Genomic DNA, 13299 nt, shown 5'->3' on the forward strand with positions numbered 1-13299 from the left:
ATGACAAAACTATTAGTCGTGGATGATGATGCACATATTCGAGAATTGGTAAAAGTGTTTCTGCAAAATGAGGGCTTAGAGGTGATAGAGGCAATCGATGGTGTTGATGCATTGTCTAAATTAGACACCGAAAAAGTCGATATGGTCGTGATGGACATTATGATGCCCAACATGGATGGCTGGGCATTATGTGAGGAAATACGTTCATTCAATACAGATCTACCAATCCTTATGCTTACAGCTAAAGGAGAAACCTCTCAAAAAATCAAGGGCTTTCATTTAGGGACAGATGATTACCTTGTGAAGCCATTTGAGCCTGCCGAGCTAATCGTACGTGTTAAGTCTATTTTAAAAAGATATCGTATTTCCCTTTCTCAAGTTGTAGAGGCTGGTAATGTTAAACTAAATCGCCTTACACACGAAGTGGAAATGAACGGCGAGACGATTCTGCTTCGTTTGAAGGAGTTCGAGCTATTATTTACACTTGCAAGCTATGTTGGCAAAACCTTTTCCCGTGAACAGTTGATCGAAGAAATCTGGGGCTACGACTATGAGGGAGATGAACGAACAGTTGATGTCCATATCAAAAGAATACGAGAACGCTTTCCACAGGAGACGAGCGGCCTTGTCATTCGCACCATTCGTGGTCTTGGTTACCGCTTGGAACTAGGCACATGAGAAAACGAAGATTCTTGTTAAGATTAGCGATGGTCTTTTGCCTGTTTCTGATTGCAAACACCGTTTTCGCTTTTATTTCCTATCATGTAACTTCATGGCTGTATGGACGGTTAGGGACTAAGCCTCATGGATTTTGGCTACAGCTAGGTACAGTGATTGGTGTGTTTGCACTCTTTGCCTGTTCAGCTGCCATTATCTTTTTAATCGGACTAAATCGACAACGCAACTATTGGGATACGATTGTAGATGCATTAAGCCGCATGGCAAAAGGTGATTTTGATGTTCAGTTGGATCTGAGGGCAGATGAGGAGGATCAATTTGGGCAATTGATTCATGGTATTAATCATATGGCCGTTGAGTTAGGTGAACTGGAAAGAATGCGTCAGGAGTTCATTTCCAACGTCTCCCATGAAATTCAATCACCTTTAACATCTATTAATGGCTTTGCAAAGGCACTGAAGAATATTAATCTACCTGAAGAAAAGCGACAGCATTATTTAGACATAATTGAATTAGAAAGTAATCGATTATCAAAAATTAGCGACAACTTACTCAAGCTCACTTCCTTAGAATCGCAGCATCATCCATTTGAGCCTACAAATTATCGACTCGATAAACAATTACGCAATGTGGTGCTGGCACTTGAACCGAATTGGTTAGCCAAACAAATTGACTTCGATCTCGATCTTGATAACCTGAGAATCACTGCAGATGAGGATTTGCTAAATCAAGTCTGGATGAATTTGCTGACAAACAGTATTAAGTTTACACCTACCAATGGAACCATCACATTATCTATGAAAAAGCAATTCGACACGATAACCGTGATGGTTCAAGATACTGGCATTGGCTTAACCGAAGAACAACAAAAGCATATTTTTGAAAGATTTTATAAGGCCGATCAATCGCGAACTGCTGGAAATGGCGGTAGCGGATTAGGGCTGGCCATTGTCAAAAAAATAATTGATATGCATCAAGGAACCATTGCTGTAGAGAGCAAAATAGCTGAATATACAAAATTTTTGATTACTGTACCCATCGACAGTACGCCAACTCGTGCAAACGACTAAAACCGTCTGCACGAGTTATTTTTTCTAGTAAGCTACTTTGCTAAAGTATCGATATACTTTATTTAGTTTTTGCTTTTGCTTCCCTCTTTTGCTTTCCATGTTACCAAACTCAAAAAACTTCACTTTTTTCATCCCAACAAACTTAAACAACGCTCTCTTCATCAAAATTTTATGTGCATTGTTCAACCATAAAAATGGATAATTGGTTGGTCCCTTCATCGTGGATACACAGACTACAGACTTCCCTTTTAAAAGACCCTCTGGAAATAACCCCTTTGTATCTCGATAAGCAAAGTTTGCCGCAAATAATTGGTCAATATACCCTAACAGCATGGCTGGCGGTCTCCCCCACCAGATTGGATAAACAAATACAATTTGATCTGCCCAAGAGAGCTGTTGACGGTATTTTTCCATTTTCGGATCTCGATACATATCACGACGTCGTTTATGTTCATGGAAAATTAAGCGTGGATCGAACTGTTCTTCATATAAATCTAGTATCTGAATCTCCTCGATGGCAGGATTTTCTCGACACCCCTTTATCACTTCTTGTAAAAAAGCATAATTTAAACTTTTATGGTTGGGATATGTATAAACAATTAACGTTTTCAATGTGTGCCTCCTCATTACTTATCATTTGATAACAAAATAATAATTCACATAATTTTAGTTGTCAAATGATAATTGTTTTAGGACAAGTTATTTGTTATCTTGACAGTAAGAGGTGATCCCATTGAATAAAAGCGCTTTATTTCATCAATTTGTAGCATTTACAGCTACAATCCATCAAGTGACACATGATCTCACACAAAATATTACCGCTGCGAATATAACACCGCTACAATATAAAATTCTTGAATATATTAAAGTAAGCCAACCCGTCACACCAACCGAAATCAGTGAATGTCAGCATATGTCCTTACCCAATACAAGCCGTGAACTACGAAAATTGCAGGAACAGCAGCTAATCCAAAAATTTAACGACACAGCCGACCGCAGAAAGCAGTATGTCCGTTTGTCCAAAGAAGGTGAAAAAATGATGGAGGAGGCATTTGCCTGTATCGAAGAACGCTTTCTACAGCTTATCCAACACGCAACACAGGATGATCTAAAGGACATCCAGCATGCTCTAGCCATTTTAGAGGAAAAGGTTTTACGCCAAAATGGCTAAGACCATGCTGCTTTTGGGGTGTGGTGATCGCTACTATTCGTGAAGCAGGGAACGAGATCTTTATTGACTGAAATTGCTCTTTCTTAGTTTGAAGTGCTCGCTTCTGATTCAAAGCCGTTCTTTCCTTGGCTTGAAGCGCTCTCTTTTACTTCAAAATTGCTCATTTCCTTGCTCGGAGCGATCATTTCTAAACCAAAAGCTGCTCATTCTTCTTCATGGAATTATTCATCTTTCATGCAAAAAGGTTAGTCATAACTTGAAATGAATTATTAAAAAATCTTTATCAGCATACCCGTGTCACTCACCCGAGATTCGTAACCACTTTGTCTTTTCTTTAATAGTATAAAGGTGAGTAGAAGGAGGAGTCTTAAGTGGAAGTAGTAGTGTTTGATCGGGAGTGGATTGAGGAACAGTTTGAAACACTTCCATTATGGCAACAGTCAGCCTATACTGATTTTGCTGCCACGATTGCAGATGAAGCGAATACGTTTCCGTGTATACCAGCAAGAATGGGCTTTTTATCAAACCATTTGCGCTATAGTTTTGTCGGGGATCCACGCGAGGAGCAATCGATTAGGATGTTAGCACAATGCTTAAAGGACTATACAAAAGCCTCACGAACTTTCGGGAAGTATACAACACTCACTGTGTTCTTTCATACCCCTCACGATATGCGAGATCGCTTTGAGGTGGCAGATTATCAGCAATTATTTTGGTCTATCTTAAATAATTTAACCAATATGGATGAGATGGAATGGCCTGAAAGTATACCAATGGAGCCAACTCACCATGAATGGGAGTTTTGCTTTCATGGAGAGCCCTATTTTATCTCTTGTGCAACACCAGCACATAAATTGCGAAAGAGTCGCCATTTTTCCACCTTATTAATGGCCATTCAACCACGTTGGATATTCGATGATATAAACGACTCAACGGCCTTTGGACGAAAAATCAAAAAGCTCATTCGTCAGCGAATTGCAGATTATGACACAGTTCCAGGACATCCAGATTTAAAATGGTACGGGCAAGAGGATAGTTATGAATGGAAGCAGTATTTTTTAAGTGATGATAACCATAGTCCATCTAAATGTCCTTTTTTAAGGATGTCTCAGGAAAACGGTTCATTCCGTAATGTTTCTTTGCCTTTTCACAACAATCCAGGTCGCCACACTGATTAAGACTATAAAGAGCAGGCTCACGTAAAAACCGAGTCTGCTTGTTTTTTCACCTAAAGTGCCAGACACCGTCACAGCAATGAGCAATATCCCTATACCATTCTTTACATGCCCCCACTTCGTTAACTCCATGAGCTTCCAGTAGGTCACCAAAATAAAGAGCCAATTATAGATCAACATTAAACCCGCAGCCGTGATCAAATATTCAAAGATTTTTTCTGGCATCAAAAAACCAATTACAATCGTAATTACTAGCCCACTCGTTAAAAATAAAAAGGCGGGAAAAGGAACTTTCATTTTTCCTTTCTTTGCGAGTATTGCCGGTGCATCATGGTCTTCAGCAAGTGTAGTGAGAATGGTAATGACCGCGTATAGCGAGGCAACCATTGTTGAAAAACCAGCAATGATTAGCACACCATTAAAGATATCTGCCACAAAAGGTATATGGTATCCTTGAAGCGCCGTAATAAAAGGACTTTCATCAATCGAAAAGTCTTTCCATGCAACGAGTGCCAATGCAAGGGCAATGGCCATGATGAAAATAATGGTAATCACGCTCAGCATAATTCTCCCTGCTTTTGGCGCCTCTTTTGGATTTTTCAAATCGATGACCATTAAACCCATCACTTCAATTCCTCCATAGGCATAAAAGGCATAAAGTAATCCGAGCCAAATACCTTTTATTCCTTGTGAGAAAAATGCTTCATAATTAGCCTGAAGTGAAGCCATCGTAGCAGATGATGTGCCCCTCATGATGATGACCACTGCTACAATAATGAACATAATGATGGCCGCTGCCTTTAAGGCACCGAAGATATTTTGGAAATTTTCAAAGCCCTTCATGCCTGTGAGAATTACGACTAAACCGATAGCAGCATAAATCGATGCAGCAATCCAGAGTGGTAACGCCGGGAACCAAAATTTCGTAAAAATGCCGAGCGCCATCAGCTGGCTTCCCATGATTAATAGCTCAGAAATCAAGTACACCCAGCCATTGCTAAAGCCTGCCCAGCGTCCAAAGGCTTGCTTGGCATAGGTACGAAAAGAGCCTTTATCTGGGTTTTCCACAGACATTTTAACAAGTGCATCATACACGATATACGTACAAATGGCTGCTAGCAAAAAAGGAATTAATACCGCAGGCCCACTTTTATGAATGGCCATACTTGTCCCAAGAAAAAAACCAGTTCCCAAAGTACAACCGATACCGAGAAGCGAAAGCTGCCACCAGGCCATACTTCCCTTAGCTGCTTTTGAAGTCATTTTTATCAACCCCTCGTTACGTTCTTACCAAAGGTAATGTCATACATCGAATGCCACCACCGCCTTTTTCAAGCTCAGTAACGTCAACCTCAAGCAAATTTTTATTCTTCAGCAGAGGATGCGTCAATAATTGTTGTGGTGTTGCCTGCTTGCTTATTAATATTGTTTCTGGATTCAGGTTAATAAAGTTGATGTCAGGAATGGTCTTATACGAGTCAAGCCAGTAAACATCCAAACCATGACGCTTTAAAAATGGCTCTACCATGTCAAAACGACTGCTTTGAGCTGTTAACACCTGTACAGGAAAATGGCGTACAAAGCTTTTAGCAACTACCAGATTCGGGTTCACAACATTACAATTCATATCTAAATGCAGCGTATCATTGCTTTTCGGTAAATCAATTATGGCGATTTCAGAAAATCCCTCTTGAAAAATGCTTTCCTTCAAGCTTTCGATAGCTTCTATCGTTGTTCTCATCCCAAGGTTAATGAGCACGGCATCTTTATTTAAAATTAACAAATCGCCACACTCGAATGAATGAAGCGGTTGTGATTTTGCTAGCCATTGTTGTGGAAACCATTTCTCTAAAAATGAATGTGCAAGAGGATACTCTGGTCTTCTAAGCGAACTTCCTGCCTTTCCAAGCAATAGTCGATTACCAATGACACAGGCGAGGTCACGCACAAAATAACGATTCAGCAACTGCTCACTTAATAACTGCTGATCGTGAGCTAGTTCCCTTGCATAATCTAGTACATGTACCCCAGCGTTTTCTAATGTTGTCTTTAATGCCATGAAATTCTCCATTGCCTTCTGATGGTTGACCGTAGCACTCCAACCAACCTGCTCTGCTATTTTTAGATCCGTTACATCTACGATGGAGGGTGCACAAAGCATTACCGCTTTCAGTTCCCCATGTTCTGACCAACAATTTAGTTGAAATGAATCCATTCAAGTATTCTCTCCTTCTTCACGACGATCTCTGTTAGCGTTACCATTGACTTTCGGATTATACAAGGATCATAATTAAGAAGAATTTACCAATTATAATTATTTAGAGAAAGGGGTGTCATTATGGAATACTATAAATTTTTAAGACAGTATGTAGGACACCAACCAATTATTTTACCTGGTTCGGTGGTTCTCATTCTTAATACTGAAAACGAAATATTACTACAAAAAAGATATGATGGCGGTTGGGGGCTCCCTGGAGGCTTAATGGAATTAGGCGAGAGCTTAGAGGATACTGCCAAAAGAGAGGTACAAGAAGAGACAGGACTAGCCATCACAGATTTACAGTTACTAGGTGTTTTTTCTGGTCCGGATTGTTACCTTAAAGTTTCGAATGGGGACGAATTATATGCCGTTACAGCAGTCTTCTATACAAGGAATGTGCTTGGTAATTTAGTGATTGATTACAATGAATCAGAGACAATGCAATATTTCTCTCTTTACCATTTACCAAACGATTTAAAAGATCGTCGATATATTGAACCATATATCACACAATTAATTTAGAGAGAAAACAAGCCGTTCTCTCTCTAATTGTCATGTAAAATATTCTAATTTTGCTTGAGGGAAAAATTTCTGCATATAATCGTACAGATGCTCCTTTATATCTTCCTCTTCCTCTTTTTGATAGATATATTTACCAATGCCATATTTGCCCCATTTATATCGTCTTACCGTCTCGTCGAGCTCTAGCTTTGTCATTGGATAATTTTTTTCAATCACTCGTTTGGCAGGCTTTGTAAAGCGATGTTGAATAAATTCAAAGGTGATGTCATTGCGCACATCCTTTGGCAATTCAGCATCCAATCGCTCAAACATATGATAATAGCCCTCCTGCCAGCCATCATGAAGATAGATTGGCGCAACAATAAATCCGAGTGGGTATCCAGCTCTTGCCACTTTCCCCGCTGCCTCAATGCGCTTTTCCAATGGTGATGTACCTGGTTCAAAGTGTTTAATGACATAATCAGCATTGACACTAAAACGAAACCTTGTCCGACCATTATGCTTGGCATCCAATAGATGATCCACATGATGGAACTTCGTTACAAATCGTAACTGACCTAGCTCACTTTGTCCAAAATGCTCAATGGCTCGCTTTAAGGTGTGTGTAAGATGATCAATTCCTACAATATCAGAGGTACAGGAAGCCTCAAAGCGTGTGATGTCAGGTGCTCGTTCAGCCATATAATGATCGGCCTGTTCGAGAATCTCATCGACATTAACATAGGTCCGAATATAAGGTTTGCTGCCCATCGTTGTTTGTAAATAGCAATAATGACAATGCCCCATACAGCCAGTCGCAAATGGGATGGCATATTCCGCTGAAGGCTTAGATGTATCAAATTTTAATGTTTTTCGAATGCCCACTACTAAGGTCGATTTTGCTACCCGATACTTTTGAAAATCATTGTCACCAGGTAGATTTCTCACTTGATTGTGCGAAGTTGTATAGCGAATTTCAATCCCCATCTGCTCAAATTTCTCTTTTAGCTCCTGACCTAGTGGATAGTGGAGAGCATCTGGCTCAAAATAAACAAGCTGAGGGGTAAACGGCTTCATCATGCGAGTCCTCCCTTAATGAAAATACTGATGATAGGCCTGTTCAGCCGCCATCTCACTTGCAAAAATTACCATGTCATTCGTAATTGGATAATATGTTTCAAATAAAAATAGCGCTAGCTCCTCTGGTTTTTCTGGATGATTCACTACTGCCGCTTCCTGTATATTCGTTACATCTTGAATATGTGGATTGCGGTAAAAAATATAAACAATATCTCCCACATCAAATGGTTGTTGCATCTTTTCACCTTCCTCTGCCTTTCCATTAGTTTGGTGAAAGTGTACAAAAAATATGTCATAAAAAATTTAGTTGGTAATATACATACATTCGTGCGGTTATTTTTAAGAAAATTGCACTTCCTGTAAATTGTAACACTTCAATTGAACCTGCTTTATTCAACTCTCCTACGTCGAATAGTGTAACGTTATCCACTCAAAATTCCCTTACTCTTTTCAGTCTACTTGTAAGGAAAGTAAGCCAGAATAAGTATCAAAACTGCGTGTTGGTTAAATTTTCTTCAAAAGGTAAAAGGGTGAAACTTTTAGACTGCTCATACGTTTAATTAGATGTCTTGCTAAGTCAATCAAATGGCATGAAGAAGGGTGGAATTTATGAAAAAAATATGGACTTTACTTTTTGCTGTGATGCTTATTGTACCGTTAGTATTGCAGCCGGCAACCGCACAAGCGGCAAAAGCCATCACAATTAATGTGGATGGAGTGCAATTAAAAACCGATCAGCCGCCTGCGATGATTCAAGGACGTGTTATGCTACCACTTAGAGCGATCTTTGAAGCATTGAATGCAAGCGTAAACTGGAACCCAAAGACTCAAACAGTCACAGGGATAAAAGGGGATACAACGGTAGTTCTCAAGATTAAATCGAAGACAGCTACTATTAATAACCAGACAGTAACGCTTGATGTACCAGCACAGGTATTAAAAGGTAGAACAATGGTGCCAGTACGCTTCGTCAGTGAAGCACTTGGTCAGGATGTTGATTGGAACTCGGAAAAACAGCAAGTATCTATTAAAACTGACACACCAAGTAATAATAGTATTGCTCCAGTGAGCAATGTGTCGGTTCGAGATGTGGATGATCAGGGAGATGGGCGTGATCTTGAGGTTAGCTTCTCTAAATCGTCTACAGAATCATATGTAGATCATTATCGGGTTATGGTTGTGAAGGCTTCTAAAAGTTTCAATGTGTCATCAGCTCTTAAAGTCTCCTCATCTAATTATTCGGTGGTATCGACTTCAAATTCGAATCGTGTCGTAACTTTATCGCAAAGCTCGCGAGATGTGGACGGAGACTACATAAAAAATGATCAGTCTTATGTGGTTTATATACTTGCGATTGGTAAAGGTTCTTATTCTAGCGTATTATCAACTTCTTCTCCGAAGATTACTCTAACAAACATGTCTACTGTTACCGCAGTAACAAATGTGAAGATTAGCGATATTAACGATTTTGGCGATGGACGTGATGTTTCAGTTAGCTTTACTCGTCCACAGAATGATAGCAATACATCCAATTACCGTGTGTTTATAGTAAAGACCAAGGATGCTAACAATTTTAGTCTTACCACTGCGAATAATTTATCCAGCAATTATTATACAACAGTGGACAAATCGGGAAGCAACGGCAGTACGTTGATAGCAACTCTGTCCTCCTCAACACGAGATACTTCAGGTGACTTTATAAAGAATAACGAATCCTACACAGCGTTCGTTATGTCTGTAAGTAATACAAATTCTAGTATGAATAAACTCTCACCTGCTTCATTATCAGTAACGCTTACTGTATCTACTCCGATTATTACACAAGTAGATGATGTTAATGATTTTGGCGATGGACGCGATTTGAGAGTTAGCTTCAACAAAATGTCTGATGAATCGAATGTTCTCTCTTACCGAATTTTTGTTGTAAGAGCTAACAACTATACGAACTTTACATTGACAAAAGCCAACAGTTTACCTAACACTTATTACACACAAGTGAACAAAACAGGCAACAATATTACGCAGGTGCTCTCTGCAGGAGCAAAAGATACTGACGGTTATGCCATTCAAAATGGCGTTAGCTACCGTGTATTTATTATGGCAGTAACTAATAACTCTGCAAATAATGTACTTTCTCCAGCCTCCAATATGATTTCGCTGCTAAGCAACAATGTGGGTGCAGTGTCGAATATCATTGCCAGCGATGTGAATGATAATGGTAACGGTCGTGACCTCTTTGTGTCATTTAATAAAGCTGCTGATGAGGCACCTATTAATCACTATCGGATTATGGTGGTACCAACAGCAAATTACAATAATTTTAGTCTGACGGATGCTAATAGCGTATCCAGCAGCAATTACACGACTGTTAACAAATCTGGGAAATCCACATATGAGCAAGTATTATCTGAAAATACTCGGGATGTGCGCGGAAATACTATTAAAGAAGGTACGAACTACCGTATCTATGTCTTGTCGGTTGCCAATGGAAATACCTTAGGAAACAATGCGCTAACTGCCGCAACATCTTCGATTACACTAACTAAAAACTTCACAGTGCAAGCTGTAACTAATCTGAATGTTGCAGATATAGATGATAAAGGGGATGGCCGTGATGTGCAAGTAACGTTCACGAAGCCTACAGATGAATCGAATGTTAATCATTATCGGATTCTAATGGTTCCAACTGCATATTACAGTAGCTTTAATCTTTCACAAGCCAATAGCAGCTCTTACTATATCACAGAAGGCAAAGGTGGAAATTTAGTAGCGAATAGAACGTTAGATGGGATTAGGGATGTACGAGGTAATTTTATTACAGAAGGAACTAGCTATCGCGTCTATGTACTGACTGTTGCAAATGGTAACTCTTCAAACGCCTCTGCTCTATCCTCTCCTTCATCTGTGATTACAATTAGTAAAAGCAAAGCTGTTCAGGCAGTAAGCAATATTAATGTAAGCGATGTTGGTGATTATGGAGATGGTCGAGATCTACAGATATCGTTTACAAAACCTTCTGATGAATCAAATATAGATAGTTACCGTATTCTAGTTGTACCCGCATCAAAGGCAAATGACTTTGATCTGAACACAGCTATTAGAGCAACTAATTATACAGGCTGGGGTAAAGGCCAGTATAGTATGAAATTGGGGGCTACTAGTAGAGATACAGACGGAAGACTTATAACGAATGGCGAAGAATATCGCGTATATATATTGTCTGTAGGTGGTGGAAATTCTAAGGAAATGTATAGCTTATCCTACCCATCTCCCTACATTGTTTTGGAAGACCTTTCAGCCGCTGGATCAGTGGAGAAAGTGACACTTAGTCTCTTGAATAAGGGATATAAATATAACGATATAAACATTAGCTTCGATGTCAAAAATGGTCAAAGCGTAACGGAGTATAGAGTGTTTATGTTGCCGAAGGATAAAGCAGAAAGTTTCAAATTGGAGGATGCTATTAGCAATCCAAATAGCACCAGAATTCATCCGAATCCTCTCTCCAACGTTAGCCAAGCGCTAAGCACACCAGTAGATGCATTTGGTAATCAACTTGATTCATCTACAGAATATGTTGCTAAGGTTCTGATTTTGGCGAAAGGAACTTATTCGCTATCGAACACATCAATTAATTCGGTGCAACTCCAGAAATATCCTGATAATAACCAGAATGAGGCGTCCCAAGGCCCTCAAATTAATCAATAGGTCCATTATTTTTTATAGCAGGTACTCCTATGGTGTATACATCACCATAAGGAGTACCTGCTTGTTTTGTAATAATAGATTACTTTTCTCTGTTTAAAACATGATCCTATTGCATTATATACTTCATTGCTCTATTTCCACTTCACTTCGTATACTGAACGACAGCCTGGCTTATAGTTGCTTTGTCATCTGTACCTGCTCTGTTGTTACCTTTAATCCATGCTTTAACAAATAGCTCGTTGCTGGATTGCTCGCTAAGAAATTCACTGTCATCAAATGGACTTTATCTGTTGTAATACTTGCTAAAAACTGTGTTATTAACTCTACATTACTTTCCTCTAGTACTGCCATTTGATAAAGTAGAATACGCTCCACCTCACCACATTCATTCCACAAGGTTTTGTATAGCATATAGCCCAGTGGTTCATTGCTATCATTATAAAACACCCTTGCTTCTCCCTGCTTCACGCTCTGCCAGCTACACTGCCAGGGAACATTTTCCCGATAGAAAGATAGATATGCTAGCTGCTCTGGGCGAATGGTCGCCATACGAAGGGCTGCTGTAGGTGTCACCTTTGCTTCATACTCACCGCTTAAAAATAGTAATTGATTGGCAATCACATAGCCATGTTTTTCATACAAAGCAATGGCTACCTGATTTTCCTTAATGGCTTCTAACGTACCCAATTCTACATTTTCTCGCTGATAAATAGCTAGGGTTTCCTCCATTAAAAGGCGCGAGACGCCCTTACCACGATACGCTGGGGAAATACCAGTCCCCCCATTCCAAGCTGTCTTTTTGCCATCGATGGTACGAAAGCCATTCATCACAATGGCAATCGGTTCCTCTTGATCAAAAACGACGATTGAATGCTCAGGAGATAACCCCTCCCCCACTAGTCGCTGTAAAAACATTTCTGCTGTCATATTGATTTCAATAAAATAGCCTTCAAAGCCTTTATTCCATGCTTTCAATACTTCATCCAATGTGCATTGTGCTACTGTTTTAATCTTCATATGCTCCCTCTCTTCAAATGGAATCTAATGCTGCTAAATTTTCTAAGGTTAGTTTTCTCACAATCTCATAACCTTGTCCTTGACCTTTAGGCTTTATGACAACTGTCCCCATATTCGAAATGATACCCAGCCCCACATCTCTTGGAAAGCTATGACCAATAATTATGTTGTTTATGCCCTCGGGTGGGATGATTTCCAGCATTGATGTAGAAATCGTTAATATACTGCTTTGCACTACTGGAGGGAGGTTGCCACCTAGCATAAAGATTTCAAACAAGAAGGGGTCAATTTGGATATTGTTGTTTGGAAATGCCAATCGGGCCGTTTCAATCGTCCGACAAAAAGGGCTGGTTCTAATGGTGGAAAGGATGGGAATTTGCCAATAACGCAGCATTTGACCATAATAAATTACCTCCCTCCGACCTTGATCGGATAAATTCCGTTGATTTTGACAACATTGCAATGTGCCATATGCTTGATCTACACCAACAGTCGCTGTCCCATGTCTTGCATATAACGTTAGCCCACCCTTTCTTACTAGCGCCAGGAGACCATTTTCCATTTTCTTCATCTCCTTCATCATATCACTTCTACTTTGTAATGTATGTGTTATACATAGAAAAAAGCTCCCCACAATTT

The 13299-nt window shown here is 39.6% G+C and carries 13 protein-coding genes; 6 read left to right on the forward strand and 7 right to left on the reverse strand.

The window, feature by feature from the left end:
* Together V1L66_RS15350 and V1L66_RS15355 are read left to right on the forward strand one after the other, a co-directional pair.
* The gene (locus V1L66_RS15350) at positions 1–678 is read left to right on the forward strand and encodes a response regulator transcription factor (RefSeq protein WP_333005858.1); all 678 of its coding nucleotides are present in this window, start codon (positions 1–3) and stop codon (positions 676–678) included.
* Positions 675–1748 (forward strand): HAMP domain-containing sensor histidine kinase, encoded by a 1074-nt coding sequence (locus tag V1L66_RS15355; RefSeq protein WP_333005857.1) that lies wholly within the window; start codon positions 675–677, stop codon positions 1746–1748. Before V1L66_RS15350 ends, V1L66_RS15355 begins: the two co-directional genes overlap by 4 nt.
* A 24-nt stretch (positions 1749–1772) precedes the next feature.
* Here the strand turns inward: V1L66_RS15355 and V1L66_RS15360 are convergent, their stop codons facing one another.
* On the reverse strand, positions 1773–2360 hold the full coding sequence (locus V1L66_RS15360; protein WP_312125201.1) for an NAD(P)H-dependent oxidoreductase: 588 nt from the start codon (positions 2358–2360) through the stop codon (positions 1773–1775).
* Between the two features lie 121 nt (positions 2361–2481).
* On the opposite strand from V1L66_RS15360, the gene V1L66_RS15365 reads away from it, so the two are divergent.
* Both V1L66_RS15365 and V1L66_RS15370 read left to right on the forward strand, forming a co-directional pair.
* A complete protein-coding gene (locus V1L66_RS15365) occupies positions 2482–2919 on the forward strand; it encodes a MarR family winged helix-turn-helix transcriptional regulator (protein WP_258860646.1) in 438 nt (145 codons plus the stop codon).
* Positions 2920–3290: 371 nt separating this feature from the next.
* Positions 3291–4097, forward strand: a complete 807-nt coding sequence (locus V1L66_RS15370; RefSeq protein ID WP_333005856.1) for a YqcI/YcgG family protein — start codon at positions 3291–3293, stop codon at positions 4095–4097.
* Here V1L66_RS15370 and V1L66_RS15375 read toward each other — a convergent pair.
* Positions 4041–5357 (reverse strand): amino acid permease, encoded by a 1317-nt coding sequence (locus tag V1L66_RS15375; protein WP_333005855.1) that lies wholly within the window; start codon positions 5355–5357, stop codon positions 4041–4043. The two genes, V1L66_RS15370 and V1L66_RS15375, sit on opposite strands and share 57 nt — an antisense overlap.
* Before the next feature lie 16 nt (positions 5358–5373).
* Positions 5374–6309, reverse strand: a complete 936-nt coding sequence (locus tag V1L66_RS15380; protein WP_258860649.1) for an arginine deiminase family protein — start codon at positions 6307–6309, stop codon at positions 5374–5376.
* 123 nt (positions 6310–6432) lie between these two features.
* Between V1L66_RS15380 and V1L66_RS15385 the strand changes: the two genes are divergently transcribed.
* On the forward strand, positions 6433–6876 hold the full coding sequence (locus V1L66_RS15385; RefSeq protein ID WP_258860650.1) for an NUDIX hydrolase: 444 nt from the start codon (positions 6433–6435) through the stop codon (positions 6874–6876).
* Between the two features lie 30 nt (positions 6877–6906).
* Here the strand turns inward: V1L66_RS15385 and splB are convergent, their stop codons facing one another.
* Together splB and V1L66_RS15395 are read right to left on the reverse strand one after the other, a co-directional pair.
* Positions 6907–7935, reverse strand: a complete 1029-nt coding sequence (gene splB / locus V1L66_RS15390) for a spore photoproduct lyase (protein WP_312125210.1) — start codon at positions 7933–7935, stop codon at positions 6907–6909.
* A gap of 12 nt (positions 7936–7947) precedes the next feature.
* Positions 7948–8172: a transcriptional regulator SplA domain-containing protein gene (locus tag V1L66_RS15395; protein WP_016994319.1), complete on the reverse strand. Its 225-nt coding sequence runs from the start codon at positions 8170–8172 to the stop codon at positions 7948–7950.
* A gap of 372 nt (positions 8173–8544) precedes the next feature.
* On the opposite strand from V1L66_RS15395, the gene V1L66_RS15400 reads away from it, so the two are divergent.
* Positions 8545–11643 (forward strand): copper amine oxidase N-terminal domain-containing protein, encoded by a 3099-nt coding sequence (locus V1L66_RS15400; RefSeq protein WP_333005854.1) that lies wholly within the window; start codon positions 8545–8547, stop codon positions 11641–11643.
* A gap of 171 nt (positions 11644–11814) precedes the next feature.
* Here V1L66_RS15400 and V1L66_RS15405 read toward each other — a convergent pair whose 3' ends face one another.
* Positions 11815–12660, reverse strand: a complete 846-nt coding sequence (locus V1L66_RS15405; RefSeq protein WP_258860653.1) for a GNAT family N-acetyltransferase — start codon at positions 12658–12660, stop codon at positions 11815–11817.
* A 13-nt stretch (positions 12661–12673) separates the two neighbouring features.
* Positions 12674–13222, reverse strand: a complete 549-nt coding sequence (locus V1L66_RS15410; RefSeq protein ID WP_333005880.1) for a histidine phosphatase family protein — start codon at positions 13220–13222, stop codon at positions 12674–12676.
* Between the last annotated feature and the right edge of the window lie 77 nt (positions 13223–13299).

Source organism: Lysinibacillus sp. IITD104, from assembly GCF_036698265.2.
Taxonomy (GTDB): domain Bacteria; phylum Bacillota; class Bacilli; order Bacillales_A; family Planococcaceae; genus Lysinibacillus; species Lysinibacillus boronitolerans.

Coding starts and splice junctions, on each gene's coding strand:
- V1L66_RS15350 (WP_333005858.1), top strand. CDS start 1: ATGACAAAACTATTAGTCGTGGATGATGATGCACATATTCGAGAATTG.
- V1L66_RS15355 (WP_333005857.1), top strand. CDS start 675: ATGAGAAAACGAAGATTCTTGTTAAGATTAGCGATGGTCTTTTGCCTG.
- V1L66_RS15375 (WP_333005855.1), bottom strand. CDS start 5,357: ATGACTTCAAAAGCAGCTAAGGGAAGTATGGCCTGGTGGCAGCTTTCG.
- V1L66_RS15380 (WP_258860649.1), bottom strand. CDS start 6,309: ATGGATTCATTTCAACTAAATTGTTGGTCAGAACATGGGGAACTGAAA.
- V1L66_RS15385 (WP_258860650.1), top strand. CDS start 6,433: ATGGAATACTATAAATTTTTAAGACAGTATGTAGGACACCAACCAATT.
- splB (WP_312125210.1), bottom strand. CDS start 7,935: ATGATGAAGCCGTTTACCCCTCAGCTTGTTTATTTTGAGCCAGATGCT.
- V1L66_RS15395 (WP_016994319.1), bottom strand. CDS start 8,172: ATGCAACAACCATTTGATGTGGGAGATATTGTTTATATTTTTTACCGC.
- V1L66_RS15400 (WP_333005854.1), top strand. CDS start 8,545: ATGAAAAAAATATGGACTTTACTTTTTGCTGTGATGCTTATTGTACCG.
- V1L66_RS15405 (WP_258860653.1), bottom strand. CDS start 12,660: ATGAAGATTAAAACAGTAGCACAATGCACATTGGATGAAGTATTGAAA.
- V1L66_RS15410 (WP_333005880.1), bottom strand. CDS start 13,222: ATGGAAAATGGTCTCCTGGCGCTAGTAAGAAAGGGTGGGCTAACGTTA.